Consider the following 19,624-nt stretch of genomic DNA (forward strand, 5'->3'; position numbering starts at 1 on the left):
ACGCTGGTGAACTCGACACGCTCGATCCCCCTATGCTTATTCCCTTAAATCGCAGCCGGTTTGAACAACTGATTCCTCTTATCGGGACAGGCAATCAATACAAATACTGCTGGGGCAAGTTTCCTGACCTCCTCAGACGCTTACTCGCCTCAGTTTTGGGCGCTCTGGTGATCTTCTTTGGCCGGCTCTCGGCTTTGGGAGAGAGTTTTGAGTTACTCTTATTTTTGATTGGGATTACCATCGGAACCTATTGGTTATGGGGGCCGATTTTCTGGGCTAGTCGCCGCAATGCTACATACCGAAGATTTCCCTATAGCGGATTCTGGCGCGGTCAAGTCTTGGATGTGTTTGTGACTGATGAATTAATTAATACAGAAGAAACGGTGAATAATCGTGGAGATTTAGTGATTGTCGAAAACCGGGAACGGCGTTTAAATCTGGATTTAGTTGATGAAACAGGCTTTGAAACCCGTTTTCAAGTGCCCATCCGTCGCCAATACCGAGCTATTGATGTGGATATGATTGCGGAAATGGTGGTGATGTCGAATCAACGGGATTTAAGCCGGATTAATCGCATATCTGATGTTTATCTTCCCCAGCTTAACTTGTGGGTGAGTGACTATCCTTATCTACGTCGTGATGTGTTTTTAGATGTGAGCAAAACCCTACGCCGACAGTCTATGCGCTCGGAAACTCGCCCGATGCGCCGTCGGCCTATTCCTCAACAGCGCAATGATGAGTATGATTTTTAGTCTTGGCTTTTGAGCTGTTGAGAGCGCAAGGTTTGTAAATCTCGAACTTGTTCGGTTACATGGATTAAAATTTGATTTAAGCTGGTGAGGGAGTCTAACTCTTTTCCGGAAAACTGAGTATCTCCATGGGCTTGATCGCGGATCTCATTTAGTTTCTTCTGCAATTGTTGGGCGATGGTTAATGCATCTCTGCCCATGGTGGTTAATTGTTGTCGTTGGTGAAACTTTAAAGCTGCTCCCCGTAAGACTTGTAGTGTTGCTTCTTCCCCCTGTTTTCCTGGCATTACCCGTAAACGCAATAATAATCGTTCTTGCTGATAGTAGCGTTCGAGTTCTACTTCTTTCACTGTTTTGACGGGAATTAGGGGTAAGCGACTGAGTAATTTGAGTTCATGAATTACCCCCTGAAACAGCTCTAAGGGTAGGTTGTCTAAAACGGATTGTATGATGCCGTTTAAGCTCCATAACACTCGCCCGTGGTGAGGATGACGTTCAAAAAACAATCGTCCGATACCACCGACTAAAACTCGACTGAGTAATTCTTGCCATAAAACAGAGGGGGGCAGCGTTGCCAGCATGTCAACAGGACTGCATAAATACTGGGCTTGGATTTTTAGTTCAGGTAACCCTTGCGTGAGGTGGGGTTGATCGACTGGAGGGGACGGTTTGGGGGTAGAGTTAGATTCAGGAGTTGCTCCTTTGACTAAAGCGATCGCATCTTCGGTATCTAAAACTAAGGTGGGTCTGTTTTGCCAATGCTCGGATTCTGAGGTACTCTTAGACCCTGAAGTGGGCTTTGAAGAAGGCTCAGGTAAGGCAGGAGGGGATTGTTGTTGAGTGCTGATGTGATTGAGATAGGCTTTAAGGATAGATTGGTGTAAGTCTGAGGAAATCTTTTGAGTGACAATGGAACATCGCAGGTACGATAGGATTTGACGGCAATACGTGAGAGCGCTATTGTCTTCTGGATCGACCATTCCTAATCTGACTAAACTTCCTTCTAAGGCTAGAGGTAAGACTTGATGATAAAGGCAAGCTTCAAAGGAGAGAACCCGATCGATTAGAGGAAAGAGGCGATCGGTATCAATATTAAGGGTAGAAATTGAAGAAGAATGATTAAAGGAAGGAGGGGGTAAGCTCATGATCGGTGCTGGCAATAATGAGGATGGGTGTTCGCGGTAGATGTTACAACTTGGAATATTTCCTTCATCCAAGAACTTCGAAAAAAGCAAATTCAGAAGAACGAAAGTACACTTAGGTATATACTTAAGTAGCCAGTTACACCCTGATCAGAGGATTTGAGTTTTGCACAAAAAGTGTTTAGAGATTCCGCAGAGATTGAGCGGCTAAATATAGCTTACTCCATTCTGCAATGACTTGACTGGTTTTCCAGTTTAAGATTTCAGCAATTTCATGGGGTAGAGTTTTGGCTCTGAGCAATTCGAGTAACTGTTTTTGGGTAGGGGTAAGGCTGTCCAGATAGGTTTGCCATTGGCTTGGGGTTAAGCCTAAGCTGTGGTCTTGAAGGGAGATATCTAACCAATGACTGACTAATTCTGGGTTCTGTTTGATGGCAAAGATGCGAATAGCATGATAGCTTACTTTCTCTCGTAGGCGATAAACTTGTTTGACAGATAGATCGAGTAGAGGGGCAATTTCTTCTTGGGTGCGTCCTTGAAGATAGAATTTTAGCCAATTGGCTGCTTTTTCTCCTAGAGCTTGGTGTAGGTAGGCTTGAAATTCTTTGGCGACGGCTCTTTGATAGCGTTGTTGTTGCAGATAGGTTTGAGTGTCTTGATATTCGACGATCGCCTGACGATCTAAGAGACTGATTGGATCGTCGCTCTCTTCTGAGCTGAGTTCTTCGGAAATGAGTCGCACTAAGTTACCGGTGGGAATATTGGTCATTCCTCCGCGCTGGCTACGCCGTAGATAGTTGAGAAACCGATAGAGAAGCAGGGGTTGATTGCGAATGGGGCGCAGGCAGTATTCTTCTAAGGTGGCTAAAATGAGGGTGTTTTGTAACCATCGCTGGGGGGTAATCTGTTGGATTAAACCCATTTGTTGTTTGAGATAGCGATCGCTCTGTAATAATTCCTGAATTACTTCTTGCAGTACATCTACAACACTGCGTTGGCGATCGCGACTTAAGGCTACCCAGGTGCGAATTTTATTGCGAATCAAAAATAAGCTCGCTAACCGCTTCATCAGTTTTCTGTAAGCGACTTCTGGTGCTACCCCCAAGTATCGGTCTCGTAAAATTCGATAACGATAGTCCATGGCTGCCACCGCAATCTCCCAATCTTCTGGATTGAGATCTAGCAAGCGATCAGGATTTTCCCCGATTAACCAGTTAATAATACTCTGATGAACCTCCTGAGAATACTCAGAACATTCAGTCTTGAGGCGCGATCGCCAATCATCCATTAATTGTTTCAGAACGCTCATCAGACTCACCGCTTAGAGACGCTTTTGCAAAAAGAGACGCTTCGGTTTCCCCAACAGAAAGTTACTCCAACTGAGTTCTACCTGTTGCAGACGATAGCCCACCTTATAGTAGAGACACCGTGCGGGATGGTTATTCTCTAAAACATGAAGATAAATTTCTTCACATCCCCATTTCAACGCTGTTTTTTCACAATGGTCTAGCAGTTCTTGAGCCAACCCTTGATGACGATCGTCTGGTTTGACCGCTAAGTTAGAAATATAAGGATATTGGGCAAACTGATTCCAGTCTGACCAAGACCGTAAAGAGACTTCTACCATTCCCGCTAACCTCTCTTGTTTAGTGACTCCTCCATTACCTGAGTGTTTTTGGGACACTGCCACCCAACAACTATAGTAGGGAGAAGCGTTGCACCATCGTTGTTTTAGGTCTTCATAGATTCCCCAACGAATCAGGAGACTTAACCAACGAAACCACACTTTCCACCCTTGGAACGTGTGGAAACACTCGGCTAAAAGGTCACTGAGACCTTTGAGATCTTGGACTTGAGCCATACGGATGGCATAGCGATCATGCATTCAGAATAGGGAATAGGGAATAGGGAATAGGAAAAACTCTATGTTTGCGATCTCTCGATTAGGGATAGGTCTCGATCAAAGGCGATCGCCTGCATATGACAACGCAGGGGTAGACTAGAGTCTTGGAGTTGTTCTTCCAGGGTTTGGAAAACTGGACGACCGGGCAACCCTAAAGGAAGACTACCATAATAGGGTAGGAGTAATCCGATCACCATCACCCAAAATAGGGGGGTAAATTCTAGAGGAGTGTGAGATCCTATTTTAGAAGGTTTGCAAGGGTTCAGGGGTTGGTGAAAAGTTAGGGGAAAAGGATTCATCAGAAGCTCCTGAATTTTGATCGTTTAAGTAGATGGTGCGGATATCGGTGGGTAAAGCTGCTTCTAGGGCAGCGAGTCCTTGTTGTAATTGGGTTTTCACGCTGAAGGGAGAAATGGATTCTCCTTCAGCTTGTAAATAAGCAGCTATCCGGGTTTCACTCCAGTGGAAGGTCTGAGAGAGTAGAATCATTAACCGCAGAACGGGTTCTAATTGATCCATTGCTTGTTCAACATAGCACCACAGAGGGGGAGAACACTCCTGAAGGTTGTAATAAATAGATTCAACCGGGGGCAACTCCATATTGTTGATACAGAACGCAGTGAAGTTAATCAGTGCATTTTGTAAGGTTAGAGGCTGATCGCCAGGTTGGGTATTACTAGAGTGTAAATGGAGTCCTCCTAGTTCATAATAGATATGTCGCCAGGTGCAAGCAAATAGGTAATCAGCTTGTACCGGCGATCGCGCTGAATGGGAAATAAGAGTATAAACGATGGGATTATAGCGACAAAAGATGGCTGTGAAGTAGCGCCCTGACTCTGGATGGCGCTGAAATAAGGTGAGCAATTCTTGATCGCTGTAGTGAGTCAGGGACTCAATTAGGGGATGCTGGGTTTCGAGAAACTGGGGCAAATGCATGGCTATGAGGCTTCACGCTTGCAAACAGGGCATAGGGACTTGACCTCCTCACCTGGCTCAAGGCACGGTGATTCCTAAACCTCACGATTTAGGTTTCTGCTTCTCCCACATCTGCGTACACGACTAACTCTTGTTAGTTATGTTCCCGTCTTACGTCATGTCCACAGACTTTCGACCCAATGAGAGAGTCCCGATTCCGCAGAGCAATGCGGTACGGAATTTTAAAAGATACATGTACTTGTTGCTTAGAGCTTTTACCCAACCAAGCGTTCCTGGTCAGAACCCCGTAACCCTAGTTTTCAAGATGTTAATATCGAATGCTTGGTTTTTGCTCTTCGATATCCCTCTACTTTAGCAAAAAGAAGTCAAGCCGTCCTGTGCTTGGCTGAAGGACGGGGTTTGAGACCTAGAATGTTCGAGGATAGGTAATCGTGTATTGGATCGCTGAGGGCTGGTGATCGCGCACTAGGCAATCGGCAATTGGCAACCAGTTAGTCTTTCCAGGACATGGCTTTGTTATTGAATGGGTTTTGGGTCAACTGTATCATCATGGCGTTCAAATGCGGAAAAATCCGGTAAATCTATCTGTTATTCTGAAAAAAAGCCCAGATCTTATCTGGATAGTATCATGAAAAATGATGCTGACATTGAGCGATCTGGATCATATTTTTGGAGTCTTTCTTGAGAGGATAATAGACTGGTTGGAGGTCGATTAAAGAAAAGTTTTCTTAAGATAATTAAAATTTAACTCTTATATAGATCAGCAAGGGGATTCGTTTGGATTAAACAGAATTCAATTTAACCACCAGTTCATGATACTCTAGATATACTCAATATTTTTTGAATAAGATATATGGTTGGGTTAAGTGAATTTGGCTTAGATGAATCTGGTTCTTTGATAACCAATATTGTTGTCGATGCCTGGGGGTGTGAAATTTGTTTTGAATGCAAGTATCTCCTGGATAAAAGACTGCGATATAAAATACACTTCTTAAATTGTGAAAAAATAGACTGGTTCATCAATTCACCAGAAAGAAAAAACCAGATAGACGCAGATATAATATTTTTCGATTTCGGCAGAAAAAATCATGAGAAAGAAGCTTCTATTCATACTGATATATTCACTGCGGACATTCTTTACGGCGATCTAAAAATCGAGAAAAATTGGTAGCATTAAATACTATTATTTTTTCTCCTGGACAACTGCTAGAGTCCATTGATGAGTCGGGGGTTAGTTCTAGAGTAGTCTAACTGGGGCGATCTCACTTTGTTCAGGATAGCATCATGAATGCGATCGCCTCCCCTAACTACAACAAAGAATCCGGATCGATATTCAACTGTCGCAATTTCTCCCGTAGCTATTGTAAATCTGAGTCAGCACGATCGGCTCTTTGTTGTTGGCGTTCCTTTTCCTAATAAAAACAAAATAATTTACTCTGAATAAAGATCGAAATTTCACTAAAAATTAAGTTGATAGACAAAGAGTGTTATAATTTTCTGTTAGAGACTATTGAAAAGTTTGATATGTCTACATTCAAAACTTCTAATGAAGATCCACTTAATCAGATTGTTCTAGCGATTCAAGGACAGCAGTTTCAGGAAGCGGCGAACCTTTGCCGGCAGGTATTACAACAGAATCCTCAAAATGGAAAAGTGTGGCATCTGTTTGGGGTAACCTACTATAGCGCAGGAGAGATAAAACAGGCGATCGCCGCTTATGAAAATGCCCTGAAAATTGACCCTCATCAACCCCAAACCCATAATAATCTGGCCATTGCCTTAGCTCAAAGCGATCGCCCTACGGAAGCACTCAAGCATTATCAACAGGCGATCGCCCTTGCACCCGACTATACCGAAAGTTACTATAATCTCGCCAAAACTTACAAGACCCTGGGGAATCTAGATTTAGCTCTTCAGAATTATCAACAGGCGCTGCATCTTAATCCTGACTATAGCCAAGCGCGGCAAAATTTGGGCAATCTCTATTTAGAACAGGGAGAATATGACCGAGCTATTGTGGAGTTAAAACAGGTCATTGCCCAAGTTCGAGATCGGGCCATTATTCACCATAGTCTTGCCTTCTGTTACCATCAAAAAAATGAACGAAAAGAGGCTATTTCCCATTACCAAAAGGCGCTAGAACTAAATCCCCAATATATCTCCATCTATGCCAATCTCGCCTCTCTACTCCATCAGGAAAACCAGGTCGAGCAAGCCATTCCCTACTATAAAACCGCCTTAAGCCATGCTCCAAATTCGCCCAAACTGCACCACGATCTGGCCGTTGCTCTGGGCGCTCAGAAACAACTCGAAGCGGCAACCGATCACTATTATCGATCGCTAGAACTCGAACCTAACTCACCAGAGGCGCATAATAATTTAGGGGTAGCCCTGAGTCAACAGGAAAAATTTGAAGAAGCGATCGCCGAATATCATCGAGCGCTAGAACTTAATCCCCATTATCCAGATGCCTATAATAATCTCGCCGTTGCTCTGGATAAAATAGGTGAATATGATGGGGCGATCGCTGCTTATCAAACCTGTATTTCCCTGAAACCTGACTATGCTGAAGCCCACACTAACCTCGGAATAGCACTCCTACTCGCTGGAGAGTTGAGCAACGGTTGGGCAGAATATGAATGGCGTTATCAATGGCAAACCGCCAGTAATCATAGACCTGTTTATCAACCCCGATGGAATGGAGATCCATTTATAGGACGAACTTTACTGTTGTATTGTGAACAAGGTTTTGGAGACTGCATCCAGTTTTTACGCTATTTACCTCTCGTGCAAGAGCGTGGAGGAAAAATAATCCTGGAATGTCCTCGACTGCTGATAGATTTGTTTCAAATCTTTATAGAAGAACATGCCTCAGATCCTGAGAAAAAGGTAAGGTTAGTAGCACGGGATCGACCTTTACCCAATTATCATATCTGGGCCCCGTTAATGAGTTTGCCCTATATTTTAGGAACCACTTTAGATACGATTCCGGCATCTATTCCCTATCTTCGCGCTCCAGTTAGGGCAGATTCAGAAAATTCATCATCTTCTTACCCAGAGATGGATCGACTCGTTCCTACGGTAGATCGGGCTATCCGAAAATCGGCTCATTTTAAGGTGGGGTTAGCCTGGGGCGGAAATCCCAATCATGGTAACGATTGCCAACGCTCCTGTCAATTCACCGATCTTCTGCCCCTGTTAGACATAGAAGGCATTGACTTTTACAGCTTGCAAAAAGGCGATCGCGCCCAAGAACTTGCAGGAGTAGAAAACATAACCAATCTTGACCCCATTATCCAAGACTTTGCCGATACCGCCACCCTAATTAACCAACTCGACTTAATCATCACTGTGGATACCTCCCTGGTGCATCTCGCGGGAGCCATGGGCAAACCCACATGGCTATTACTCTCCTTTGTCCCCGACTGGCGCTGGATGCTCGATCGCGAGGATAGCCCCTGGTATCCCACCGTCCGTCTCTTCCGGCAACCTGCACGCGGAGACTGGCATTCTGTAATTACTGCGGTTAAAACCCAATTAATCCCATCCATCTCCCCATCTCCTAATCCTTCCATCTCCCCATCTCCCCCATCCCCCCATCTCCCCATCCCCCGAACCGGAATAGGTATCACTTGGCAACTGGGCAACCACACTGGATGGGGAATATACGGACTCAACCTAGCCCTACAACTGGTGAAAAACCCAGAAACATTCCCTCATTTACTGGTTCCCCCTGGAAATATCCAGAACTTGCACCCCTTGCATCAAGTCCTTTTGCATCCGGTATTTGAGGAGCAAAAAATCCTTCAGCGTTTCTTAAACCAGTCCTTGGGTAAGGCACTAAAATCTGATTTTCCTATCTTTCATGGTTTAGGTCATGGGTTTGGAAAGTCACCCTTAATGGAACATGTGTACGGTCATTCTTCAGTAGGGATTGTATTTATTGAAGATACTCATCTGGAGCAAAAGGCGATCGCCAACGCCAAAACCTACGATCGCCTAATTGCCGGTTCCAGTTGGAACACCGAAGTTCTGACCAGTGCTGGAATTCCCCAAGTAGAAACTATTTTACAAGGCATCGATCCCACCCTATTTCACCCTGCCCCTAAGCTAGGAATTTGGGGTCAAGACCGCTTCGTAATTTTTGCTGGGGGTAAACTCGAATACCGCAAAGGACAAGACCTGATCATTGCCGCCTTCAAAGCCTTTCACCACCGCCATCCAGACGTTTTGCTGGTCACCGCTTGGCATAATGCTTGGCCCAGTTGGATGGTCGGATTGGACACGACTGGGAATGTGGAAGGATTACCTCAAATTAGTCAAGATGGCGTGTTACAGATTATGCCCTGGTTGCAGAAAAATGGCATCCCGGCTGAGGCGGCGATCGCCCTCGGTCCCACTCCCAACCACCTCATTCCCCAAATTCTCCGAGAAGCCGACGTAGCTATCTTTACGAGTCGTGCAGAAGGAGGAACCAACTTAGCAGCCATGGAATGTTTAGCCTGCGGTATTCCCACCCTTCTTTCTGCCAATACCGGCCATTTAGACTTACTCAACCGAGGTGCAGGTTATCCCTTAAAAACCCAATATCCCGTCGCTTCTCATCCCTATTTCCAAGGGACAGAAGGCTGGGGAAACTCGGATATTGAAGAAATTTTAGAAACCTTAGAATGGATTTACCACAACCGCAAGCAAGCCAAAAAACAGGGAAAACAATTTGCCAAGATTATGCAAACCTTGACCTGGGAACGACAAATCCAGCAACTGTTATAGCGCATTGCACTGTCATGTATAGTCATTTTAATTAAGATTGATACACCAAGATTTATCTACAACAACGGTATCTGTAGGGGCGAACGGCCGTTCGCCCCTACAACCATGTCCCATCCTTAATTACAACAACTATATATCTAGCCAACATCAATAAAAACAATTGTATCGAAGTTAATGACATTCGCGTTGAAACCCTTGTACCCAAGCAAGACCCAATAAATAAAAAAATGAAATCACATGAATCTTTTAGCAATACTCTCGATCGAGCCAATGGAATCCACCTAGAAATATGGGAACCAAGTTTGATAGTATTACCTATCCCAGAAAGAACGCTACCGGAAAGTATTTCTTTTGGATTATGGCTCAAGTTGACTAATCAGACAGTAAAACCTTGGAAAATTGATGCCGATAAAATAATCATTCCAGAGCTGATAACATCTGATGGTAAGATCTTAGAAAGAGGATTAAATACTGATCATCAGAAAAATGAAGCAAATACACCCTATAAAGGCGATAACTTAGTCAATAGAGTAGTCTATTCTATTTCAAGTTTAATTGACGATATTGCCAGAAGAGGGATTTCGTGGGTGAGTCCCAAAACAGCAATATTTATATCCATTGCTGCTAAAGTTTGTTGGGAAAAAGATTTACTACAGTTACAGTTGTTAACGAATAGATGTCAAGCTTTAAACAGCTCGTGTTTTGATGCCCTCAAGCTAGGAAATTATCAACTCAGATTCATATATGAATCAAGTAGCAATCAAACAAAATATCAGCCTAAAGAAGGGATTTTACAGTTGAGAAATGTCAAACAACGAAAAGGCGATCGCTTAACCACTCCTTTTGTCAACCTACGCTTGGTTGAAACCAAACCCAATGATAAAGCAATAGAAGTAGATGGTATTCGCTTTGAAACTACATTGCCAGAAACAGTAATCCGCTTACCAAAGAAGGACAATGGTATAGAAACATCTGTACCAATTGGTATTCGGATTACAAATAATAGTAATACTGACTTTTATTTTAATTTTTATAACACACTAATTCCTGAACTTATTACTTTAAATGGGGAAATCATCAAGAAGGATTACACCAGCGATTTCTTAAAAAGGATGTTACTATCCGATATACTTTTAGCCGTACAAGGCAAAAGTATTGATTTCTTTCCTAATGCCAAACTATTGTGTAAAAAGAATGGCAAATTAAAACTCAAAATAGCTGCTGGAGATGGAGGTGATTGGAGTTTTAACAATCTTAAAGCAGGTAGATATTGGCTGCGATTAACATATAAGAATAAATCTGTAGAAACAAGAGTAGAGGATAGAAATGCAAAAAAGATTATCTTATTCAAAAAGCTTTGGAGAGGAATGGTGTTAGGGTCTCTTGTAGCACTGGATTTATAAATATAGTCATTTTCAATTTCACTAATTTTTGGATTTTTCAACTTGTCAATTATGTCTATAGCAACTAAAAACGTTCTCTTGAAAACACATTCACTATTTTGGCTAGCCACTAGCTTTTTGATTAGTATCACAAGCCAGCCTGTTCGTGCATTTACTCTTACACCTGGCCGTGGCTGGTTTGGATTGGGTCAAGGAGCTAGTGTTCGTTACCTCCCAAGAGATACAGGAAGCGACGAAATCTTTACTGTAGGAACCTGGCTAGATCCCAAATTAGTCACAGAAATCAATCAGTAATATTACGGTATTGCGGTAAAAAAGCAGAGAATACACTGATGCTTTAGGGAGAGTGAATCCATTCTTGAATTCAGTAAAAATACTATGGTTTGGATCGGCTAATACAGGTAGCATCTAGCCAACATGACATGGAAACAATTTGATCGAAGTTGATGGGATTCGCTTTCAAACAATTATGCCAAACCATCAACCAGTCATTATTGGAGATCCAGTTCCTAGTTTGTTGAATCTTTAATTTAACTAGACGTTCGAGAAGAGAAAAATTATGCTCTTAGAGCTTTTTAACAACTTATTTTTTAAAGAAAAGGGGGTTAACATGGGAATTGGGGGGCCAGAATTAATAGCATTGCCAATTCCCAAAAATGCCTCTGATGCCAGTATCGAAATCGAGATTACTGTTTATGTAATTAATAACACCCTCGAATCGGTTCGTCTTCATCCAAATGACGCTCTGATGCCCGAACTGATAACCTCAAAGGGTCAAACATTACAGCCAGAAGTAGCTATAGAAGAATCTTTGAAGAATCTAGAGAAAATTCAAGCTATTAGGAGGAGATCGCTCGGTGGCAGATTTCCATTGACTCGTTGGCTCTCAAATTTAGTTTTTAGGTTAAGACGACCTCCCAAGATAATAAATCTTGACGATAGCTTAATCGAACCTGGAGAGGGCAAAAAAACTTCTCCAATTGTCAGGCTACTTTGGTATAATAAAAAACTACAGCTAAAATTTATCAAACAATTTAGTTACTTACCAGTCAGTTTCAAGCTAAACGACAGTTGGTGTTTTCACGATCTGCAAGCAGATACCTATCAATTGAGGTTTACTAGAAAGAGTTCAAGCGATCGCACCTCAGCAGATTTGAAACCAGAAACGAAAACAGAGGCGATCGCTCCAGCTTTGGCAACTCAATTCCTAAGTCTGAGCTTGCAAGAGCCAGTAGGGCCTGACAACAGTGCGGTAGAAGTAGACGGGATTCGCTTTGAAACTCTAGTGCCGCAACCAAGGGTAATAGTTCCGAGGTCGCAACCAAAGGTAAGAGTTCGGAATCCGCACTTAGACCCCTATACTCTCGTAGAGATTGGTATTCGTATTAGCAACAACACCTCCAGTTGTTTTCGGTTCAACTTATTTGCCAGCTTGATTCCACAACTGATAGGAACGGATGGTCAACCAATAGAGGCTGCCTATGGTTGTAGCTTAACTATAATACCAAAAGAATCAGATTTTCCTATAGTTAAGCCGGGAGAGAGTCTGACATTTTTTCCCAAGATAGCACAACTGTTTTGGGTGAAGGGAGAGCTTTTTTGCCTGAGCATTCCAGCCGGAGATGGAGGTGGTTGGGTTTTTGGATCGCTTTCTTTAGGAACCTATCAAATTAATTTTATATACAAAAATCAAGATAGGACAGTAGAAATACTAGATAAAGAAGGGAGAAATGCGAAATTACTGGAAGACATCTGGGTAGGGATGGTGTTTACTCCATCAATCACTTTTAGTTTAGTTAGGTCTGAAACTGAAAAAAGTTTCTAGTCCATAAAAAAGTAGTCACTATTTTGTTGAGAAATAACATAGGAGCGATAAAAGTGCAAAAGCAAAGTACATTCATACTTTTTCTGACAACAACTCTCCTGGGAATATTGCCAACTAGGTCTAGCTTGGCATTCTCGATTACTCCTCCTCCCTCAGACTTCTACAGATACACAAAGCCTTACTTTGTTGATATTGACAAGGGGATATGGGGTTATACTCAATTAGACGCATGGCCAGAGTCGGACCCCCGGCGGTATTTATCGAGAGGACAGGTTATTGAAATCAAACAAGGGGGAACCACAGGATTACTGAACTTACTAGAAAGTGAGTTTCCCAACTGGAACTTTGAGGAAACGGGAAACTTACAAGGTAGTTTTGATATTCAGGAATATTACTCATGTGCTCCAAACCCTCTAGGATATGAGTGGTGTGGTCGTCACACATTGAATAGTGTCGGAGCTCATATTAGATTGAATTATAACCCCCAACCATTCTCTTTCGATCCCCAAGGTGATAATGTTCACTGGATTCAAAGGGTTATCGCTACCTTTTCACCATACAAAACAGTACCACCCTCCGGATATTTAGATTTCATCGATATTCCTCCTGGTCAGCAAAATCCTTACTACGATACTCAAGGAAATGCCGAATCAGACTATTTTAGAGATTCTCCAGTATACAACTTTCCACATATAGAGAGTTTCTTTTATGCAGAAACTTACCTTGTTGAGGAAATCGCACCAAAGAAAGTAAAAATTTACAATGGTGTTAGATGGGGATGGGAAAACAAGATATCTCCCATTAAACTTGCAGAAAGTTTTTCTGAGAGCCTAAGTTCTGGTACAGAAGTAGATGACTTCAGCGTAGATGGACTAACTCCAGGAACACCATATATGGCTTGGACTAACAATAGCCTTCCTTCAAACCAATGCAACCCAAACACATATCTGAGGGGAGACAGTCGGGATGGTTCTTGGCTTTATGATGAAAATAGTAGTCCTGAAGGAGATGGTTTTGCTTCAGCAATTTGGGGGACTGTTCCTAGTAGTGGTACTGTTGATTTATCTGTCGGGGTGGCATCGGGCGGTCGCCGTGGAGAAGATGAAGGTAACTACGAGCTTTTTGTCGCTTTATTAGATTCTCAAGACTTACCATCTGAAATTTACCCCATGAATAACGGCAGTAATATTGCACTCGGCGGTAGCGGTGGTGGTGGTATTATAGTCGGCGGTAGCGGCGGTGGTGGCATCATAGTCGGCGGTAGCGGCGGCGGTGGAGTCGATTTAGATACACCGGGTCGCACTCAACAAAATCCCATACTTCCTAGTAGCATCGACTCTGATGGCTGGCAACACTTCTCTAACGTTCCCGGTTGTCGCTGGTATGACCCACCCATAGAGAAGGGATTTGAATTTGTCGCCACCGATGACACCCTATTTACGGAAATTCTAGATTTTCCTGTCGGTCAAGACGATTTGTTTACAGTTATGGTTGACGACCTAATTCTGGGAGAGTTTAGTCCCGGAGATAGAGTCGATTTTCTTTCCTTACTCGGTTCAGGTGTTTCCCGGTTTAAAGTAACTGATATTGATTATTTCATCGGTAATACAGAAGAAACCTATTTTCCAATTCAACTGGCATTTGATAAAAATGTGGGCAGTTTTAAGATGCGCCCGATAGTGACTGAAGAAGAAACGAAAAAGCAGAAAGTCCCAGAATCCAATTCGGTGTGGGGTTTAATTGGGTTGGGTGCTTTTGGAGTCTGGAAATTTATCGGTTTGAGGAATCGGAAGTAGTTAGAGTTGAAGTCATCAGTTATAGTCATTTTCATTAAGGGCGATCGATCGTCATAGATCGCCAACGGTGGTATCTGTAGGAGCAAAAAATATGCAAGCCCCTACAACCCTAATTTGCACGGCAAAAGAGGTAAAACGACGAAGATATTCCTTTCGAGGATACTCTCATGGACAGCATGAAAAATAAGGACTCCAGCGATAAAAAAGGTTTTCCCAGTCCCGCGCGAAGCACTATTGTTTACACCCTATTATTTACCCTTAGTATCATTATCATTAATCCTTGGGGAAGCAGTCGGGGAGAGATCTGGACTCAACCCAAATGTGCTGTACTGGCTCTGATTGCGATCTGCAATCTCTACCTACTGTGGAAAAGTGGGGAAACTCTACACATCCCCAAAAGCTGGTTTACCTCTAAACTTCTCTGGGAAATATTTCTGTTGATCGGATTCATTTCTACTCTCCTGAGTCCGTTTCCCATTCGATCGCTATTCGGTCAAGATCAGATGGGAGATGGTTGGCTCTACTGGTTGCTGATCGCAGCTTTCACTCTCAGTAATACCCTGGTTTTAAAACGATATCCACAACTATTGCCCGCTCAACTCTACGGCTTTCTCATCGGTGGCATTCTTCTGGCTTTGAGTACCTTTCCCCAGTTGATTGACTGGCGTATTGATTACACGGCAACCACCGGACAATTACTGCGAGATCATATCCTCGTCAGCACTATTTTTCAGAATCATCAACCCATCGGTTTCTACTCCCATCGCGGCCATGCTGCATTTGTGTTGGCAGCCCTTGGCGTGATGGCGGTTGCTTGCAGACAGCTCAGATGGGTATCGTTGCCAACAACCGTGACGATAATCATTCCGATCGCGATCGCCCTATTTTTGGCCAATACTCGGATGGCTCTTGTTGCTTTCATCTTTGGCATTTTATACTTGTCAGGAAGGAAATACTATCGACGACTAATTCCCCTTATTTTGGTGGTCATACTGATGATTGGGGTCATGACTACCACCAGACAAATTTCAGGTTTGTCTGGGATTAAACAAATGACTTCAGACCGAATGTACCTGTGGGAGTTAGCCACTCGTGGGATCGGCAAACGCCCTTTATTTGGCTGGGGTTTCAATGGTTTCGGCATTGCTTATCCCTATATCCGATCGCCAAAAGACACGCCCAATGTCGTCCGCTTGGGTCATTTAAGTTACGATGTAGTGAGTGAAAATGGCAGCCTGCGTACATTACCTTTGATTACCTATAAAGCTCATAATCTCATTTTGGATACGATTTTATCCGTTGGCATTTTGGGAATGCTCTCTTATACGGCATTGTGGGGATATGGTATTTTCCTGGTTGTCCGATCGCCAAACGGGAAACTGTTGGCAGTGGCGATCGCCTATTGGGTTTTCACTTTAACCTGGTTTGAATGCGCTCAATTTACCCATATAGCTTGCTGGACTCTATCTTTAGGCATAAATACAAGCAGTCAACCTATAGAAGAGTAACCTAAGAAGCCACCTCACTGGTATTCGTAATGCCCAAAACTTGAGTAAATCCGCCTCTAGCTTGAGTCACGCCGATGGTGCGCTCCGAAGCTTCAATCATCGGACGACGGAGACTGACGACGATAAATTGGGCACTACCCAAACTTTGTTTTTTAATCATCTTCGAGAGCCGTTCCACATTCGCCCCATCGAGGAACATATCCACCTCATCAAAAGCATAGAATGGAGAAGGACGATAGCGCTGGAGGGCAAAAATAAAGCTCAGAGCAGTTAAGGATTTTTCACCTCCCGACATGGAAGCTAAACGCTGCACTGGTTTCCCTTTGGGATGGGCAATTAAATTCAGTCCGCCGCTAAAGGGATCTTCAGCATTATCGAGTTGTAGATGTCCATCTCCTTCCGAGAGTTCGGCAAAGATCTGTTGGAAGTTTTCATTTACGGCATCAAAGGATTCCATAAACGCCCGAAAGCGCAGAGTCGTAAAGTTTTCTACCCTGAGCAGGAGTTCCGTGCGCTCTTTTTCCAGAATTGCCAATTTTTCGCTCAGGGCTTCCAGGCGTTCGGTGGTATGTTCGTATTCTTCGATCGCCAACATATTCACCGGTTCTAAGGCTTGTAATTGTTTTTGCAGTTGGCGCAGGGTTTGTTCGAGTTCCTTCATCTTCAGTTTTTCCGGAACTTCAGGCAACGGATCGGGCAACTCGGCTTTCACCTCTTGAATCTGGTTTTGCAGCGCAATCAGATTTTGGCGACGGGTATTTTGGTTTTCCGCTAGTTTCTGTTGTTGCCATTGCAATTGTTGACGGTTGAGATGCAATTGGCGCAAATTCTCTTCCACTGCATCCCTTTGTTGCTTTTCTGCACCTAGGGTTTCTTCCAGGATTGCCAATTGCCCCGTCGTTTGCGCCATCTGCCCCTTAATATCTGCCTGTTGGCGACGAATGCGGGTATTTTGGCTCATGGTGGTAGACTCATTCTGCTTGAGTTCGTTAACCCGCTCTAAACCTTGGCGAATTTTCTCATTGGTGCGATCGCGTTTTTTATCCAATTCCTGTAACTGTTGTTCGCATCCTCTCAAAGCAAGTTCTCGCCGATCTAATAGACTTTCTTTTTCCCGCAGTTGCTCTTGAATCGCTTGCCATTCCTTCGGTGCTTGATTTTCTTCCAACTGAGCCAAAGAGTGACGATACTCATCCAGTTGGCTCTGTTGTTGAGGCAGTTCCCGATTCAAGTATTCTAAACGGGTGCGAGTTTGATTCAGGTCATGTTCTGTTTGCGCTAAGAGTTCGCGAGCGCGATCGCATTGTTGCTGCTCGCTTTGGATCTGTTTTCGGCATTGCTCCAGTTGCAATTGTTTTTCCCGGTGCTGCCCCCTAACCTCCATCAACTCCGCAGAGGCTTTTTTTGTCGCGTCTGACAAGTTTCCCAGTTCCACCTCAATTTGAGCCAAAAGTCCTTCAATCTCGTTTATCCGGTCTTCTAGCGCCCTCTGCTGGGCTGATTCAGAACTGGCTGCACCCATACCCAAGCGCAGGCTCGATCGCTGGGACTGACTGCCCCCCGTCATGGCTCCAGAGGCTTCCAGAAGTTCCCCGTCTAGGGTAACCATGCGCAGATTGCCAATATGGGGCCTTGCAGTGTTGAGGGTGGCAAACACGGCAGTGTTGCCGAAAACATAGGCAAAAATTGTGTCATAACGGGGGTCGCATTGAATCAGATTAACGGCATAGTCGAGAAAGCCTTCAGCGCTGAAACCGTTATCTGGACGGCGACCGGGGCGGATTTTGTTTAGGGGTAAGAACGTCGCGCGGCCGGCTCGTTTTTGTTTCAGGAGGGCGATCGCCTGGGCAGCTACGTTATCATCTTCTACAACGATATTCCCCAATCGCGACCCAGCCGCAATTTCCAGCGCCAACTGATAGCGCTTGTCTACCTGGCCTAAACTGGCGACTAACCCATGAACGCCAGGGATCTGGGTTTGCATAATCAGTTTACTGGCGTAAGTTCCCGCCGCCTCTTGCTGGGCCTGTACTTGCGCCTCTAGTTTATCGAGTTGTCGTTGTTTATCCCGTTGTTCATTCAGCAATCTTTTCTGAGTTTGCTGCTGGGTTTGCTGGTCATATTCTGCGGTGGAGAGAGTTTGAGCCACTACCTGAATGCGCTGGGATAACTCAATGACTTCCACTTCCAACCCAGTCGCGCTTTCATGTTGGCTGGCAATATTCGGTTCTAGGGTGGCAATGCGAGTATTCTGTTCTTCTAGGGTACGGGTTAATTGGCTTTGGCGCTCCGTCAGTTGTGCTTGTTCTGTGCGTTGGGGTTCTAGGGTTTTGAGAATCTCTTCAATATTGTGATTCAAAGCCGTTTGGCGATCGACCCATTCTTGAGAAGCGCTGGCGATCGCCTGGGCTTGTTCCCGCGTTTCGGTTAAACTAGCCTGAGCCTGATCGCGACTATCTTGCAATCCCGACAAAGCCTGAGTCTCCAAATTATATTGATGCTGAATGGTTTCCAGGGTTTGCCGGTCTTCATGAATTTCCTGCTCCGTTTTTTCCCGATGGTGTTTTAACTGTTGTTCGGTGGTTTCAAGTTCCTGTTGCCGAGTTTCCAGTTGACTCAGTTGCGCTTGTTGAGTTGCCAACGTAGACTGGAGCGCTAATAACTGTTCTTCCCCCAAAGACTTCACCCGTGCATTCAGTCCATCGAGTTCTTCACTTACCTGGGAAATTTGAGTATTCAGTGCTTCTAAGTTATCCTGAAATTCACCTTGAGTGCGATCGCCCGCTTCAATCGCTTCCCTCAGTTTTCCTTCCTCCGCACGCAAAGAGCGCCAGCGCAACACCGCTTCCCACTCCTGTTTCTGCAACAGTTCCGTGCGTAGGGTTTGGTATTTTTCTGCTTTCGCCCGATCTTTGGCCAGGCGATCGCGCTGGGAAATCAACTCCTGTTCTATAATCCGAGAATTCTCTTCCTTCTCCTTAACTTCCGTTAACTTCTCCTTCGCCAAATCAATCTTACGGTCAAACTGAGCCACCCCTGCCAACTCATCAATGATTTCCCGTCTCGCCTTCCCATTCATCGAGATAATACTCGTCACATCCCCTTGAAGCACCACATTATAGCCTTCCGGATAGATCCTCAGCCGGTTTAGATGCTCATGTAACTGAGTTAAGGTGCAAGCCTCCCCATTCATATAATAGGTTGACGTATAGGTTCCGGCTGGCGTAACCCGCAGGCGGCGCGTAATATGCCATTCTGGGTCTAATTCTATTTCACCCTCTGGATCTTCTTCCTCCTCCCAGATGCTGCGCTCCACATCCGAAACATCCAACGTAACCGTCACACTCGCTTCCACCGTTGCTTTCCGTTTCTCCCCCTTTGCATGGTTCACCAGATCCGGCAGCCGTTCCGCTCGCATCCCCTTCGAGCTGGATAAGCCCAAACAAAACAGCAGAGCATCTAAGATATTAGACTTTCCCGACCCATTCGGCCCGGAAATCACGGTAAACCCAGGTAACAACGGCACAGCCGTTGTTCCCCCAAAGGATTTGAAGTTGGTCAGTTGCACGCCCTTAACGTGAACCATAGG

The 19,624-nt window shown here is 44.3% G+C and carries 13 protein-coding genes; 7 read left to right on the plus strand and 6 right to left on the minus strand.

The features are described from left to right. Positions 1-32: 32 nt before the first annotated feature. Complete coding sequence (locus PN466_RS13855) at positions 33-752, plus strand: phosphate ABC transporter permease (RefSeq protein WP_271940226.1); 720 nt, start codon at positions 33-35, stop codon at positions 750-752. Here the strand turns inward: PN466_RS13855 and PN466_RS13860 are convergent. The 5 genes from PN466_RS13860 to PN466_RS13880 form a co-directional block, all read right to left on the minus strand. Continuing rightward, entirely contained in the window at positions 749-1,894 is a 1,146-nt protein-coding gene (locus PN466_RS13860) for a GspE/PulE/PilB domain-containing protein (protein WP_271940227.1), read from the minus strand. The two genes, PN466_RS13855 and PN466_RS13860, sit on opposite strands and share 4 nt — an antisense overlap. A 178-nt stretch (positions 1,895-2,072) precedes the next feature. Further along, on the minus strand, positions 2,073-3,200 hold the full coding sequence (locus PN466_RS13865) for a HetZ-related protein 2 (RefSeq protein ID WP_271940228.1): 1,128 nt from the start codon (positions 3,198-3,200) through the stop codon (positions 2,073-2,075). A 12-nt stretch (positions 3,201-3,212) separates the two neighbouring features. Beyond that, on the minus strand, positions 3,213-3,776 hold the full coding sequence (locus PN466_RS13870; RefSeq protein WP_271940229.1) for a GNAT family N-acetyltransferase: 564 nt from the start codon (positions 3,774-3,776) through the stop codon (positions 3,213-3,215). Positions 3,777-3,814: 38 nt separating this feature from the next. Then, on the minus strand, positions 3,815-3,991 hold the full coding sequence (locus PN466_RS13875; protein ID WP_271940230.1) for a hypothetical protein: 177 nt from the start codon (positions 3,989-3,991) through the stop codon (positions 3,815-3,817). Between the two features lie 46 nt (positions 3,992-4,037). Beyond that, positions 4,038-4,730, minus strand: coding sequence for a sigma-70 region 4 domain-containing protein (locus tag PN466_RS13880; protein WP_271940231.1), 693 nt, complete (start codon positions 4,728-4,730; stop codon positions 4,038-4,040). Positions 4,731-5,583: 853 nt separating this feature from the next. Here PN466_RS13880 and PN466_RS13885 point away from each other — a divergent pair. The 6 genes from PN466_RS13885 (at position 5,584) to PN466_RS13910 (ending at position 16,035) form a co-directional block, all read left to right on the plus strand. After that, positions 5,584-5,901: a hypothetical protein gene (locus PN466_RS13885; protein WP_271940232.1), complete on the plus strand. Its 318-nt coding sequence runs from the start codon at positions 5,584-5,586 to the stop codon at positions 5,899-5,901. Between the two features lie 353 nt (positions 5,902-6,254). Further along, positions 6,255-9,503, plus strand: coding sequence for a tetratricopeptide repeat protein (locus tag PN466_RS13890; RefSeq protein WP_271940233.1), 3,249 nt, complete (start codon positions 6,255-6,257; stop codon positions 9,501-9,503). A 227-nt stretch (positions 9,504-9,730) separates the two neighbouring features. Continuing rightward, positions 9,731-10,906 (plus strand): hypothetical protein, encoded by a 1,176-nt coding sequence (locus tag PN466_RS13895; protein WP_271940234.1) that lies wholly within the window; start codon positions 9,731-9,733, stop codon positions 10,904-10,906. A 559-nt stretch (positions 10,907-11,465) separates the two neighbouring features. Further along, positions 11,466-12,731, plus strand: coding sequence for a hypothetical protein (locus PN466_RS13900; protein WP_271940235.1), 1,266 nt, complete (start codon positions 11,466-11,468; stop codon positions 12,729-12,731). A gap of 53 nt (positions 12,732-12,784) precedes the next feature. Then, positions 12,785-14,527: a hypothetical protein gene (locus PN466_RS13905; protein WP_271940236.1), complete on the plus strand. Its 1,743-nt coding sequence runs from the start codon at positions 12,785-12,787 to the stop codon at positions 14,525-14,527. Between the two features lie 167 nt (positions 14,528-14,694). Continuing rightward, positions 14,695-16,035 carry an O-antigen ligase family protein gene (locus PN466_RS13910; RefSeq protein WP_271940237.1) on the plus strand — a complete coding sequence of 447 codons (1,341 nt, stop codon included), beginning with the start codon at positions 14,695-14,697 and terminating at the stop codon, positions 16,033-16,035. A gap of 1 nt (position 16,036) precedes the next feature. On the opposite strand, the gene smc is transcribed toward PN466_RS13910, so the two are convergent. Continuing rightward, positions 16,037-19,621, minus strand: coding sequence for a chromosome segregation protein SMC (smc, locus tag PN466_RS13915; RefSeq protein ID WP_271940238.1), 3,585 nt, complete (start codon positions 19,619-19,621; stop codon positions 16,037-16,039). Between the last annotated feature and the right edge of the window lie 3 nt (positions 19,622-19,624).

Source organism: Roseofilum reptotaenium CS-1145 (assembly GCF_028330985.1).
In the GTDB taxonomy this organism is placed as follows: Bacteria; Cyanobacteriota; Cyanobacteriia; order Cyanobacteriales; family Desertifilaceae; genus Roseofilum; species Roseofilum reptotaenium.

What these genes read in the sequence shown, in the direction of transcription:
- PN466_RS13855 (WP_271940226.1), top strand. Translation starts at nt 33, where the DNA reads ATGCTTATTCCCTTAAATCGCAGCCGGTTTGAACAACTGATTCCTCTT.
- PN466_RS13860 (WP_271940227.1), bottom strand. Translation starts at nt 1,894, where the DNA reads ATGAGCTTACCCCCTCCTTCCTTTAATCATTCTTCTTCAATTTCTACC.
- PN466_RS13865 (WP_271940228.1), bottom strand. Translation starts at nt 3,200, where the DNA reads ATGAGCGTTCTGAAACAATTAATGGATGATTGGCGATCGCGCCTCAAG.
- PN466_RS13870 (WP_271940229.1), bottom strand. Translation starts at nt 3,776, where the DNA reads ATGCATGATCGCTATGCCATCCGTATGGCTCAAGTCCAAGATCTCAAA.
- PN466_RS13875 (WP_271940230.1), bottom strand. Translation starts at nt 3,991, where the DNA reads ATGGTGATCGGATTACTCCTACCCTATTATGGTAGTCTTCCTTTAGGG.
- PN466_RS13880 (WP_271940231.1), bottom strand. Translation starts at nt 4,730, where the DNA reads ATGCATTTGCCCCAGTTTCTCGAAACCCAGCATCCCCTAATTGAGTCC.
- PN466_RS13885 (WP_271940232.1), top strand. Translation starts at nt 5,584, where the DNA reads ATGGTTGGGTTAAGTGAATTTGGCTTAGATGAATCTGGTTCTTTGATA.
- PN466_RS13890 (WP_271940233.1), top strand. Translation starts at nt 6,255, where the DNA reads ATGTCTACATTCAAAACTTCTAATGAAGATCCACTTAATCAGATTGTT.
- PN466_RS13895 (WP_271940234.1), top strand. Translation starts at nt 9,731, where the DNA reads ATGAAATCACATGAATCTTTTAGCAATACTCTCGATCGAGCCAATGGA.
- PN466_RS13900 (WP_271940235.1), top strand. Translation starts at nt 11,466, where the DNA reads ATGCTCTTAGAGCTTTTTAACAACTTATTTTTTAAAGAAAAGGGGGTT.
- PN466_RS13910 (WP_271940237.1), top strand. Translation starts at nt 14,695, where the DNA reads ATGGACAGCATGAAAAATAAGGACTCCAGCGATAAAAAAGGTTTTCCC.
- smc (WP_271940238.1), bottom strand. Translation starts at nt 19,621, where the DNA reads ATGGTTCACGTTAAGGGCGTGCAACTGACCAACTTCAAATCCTTTGGG.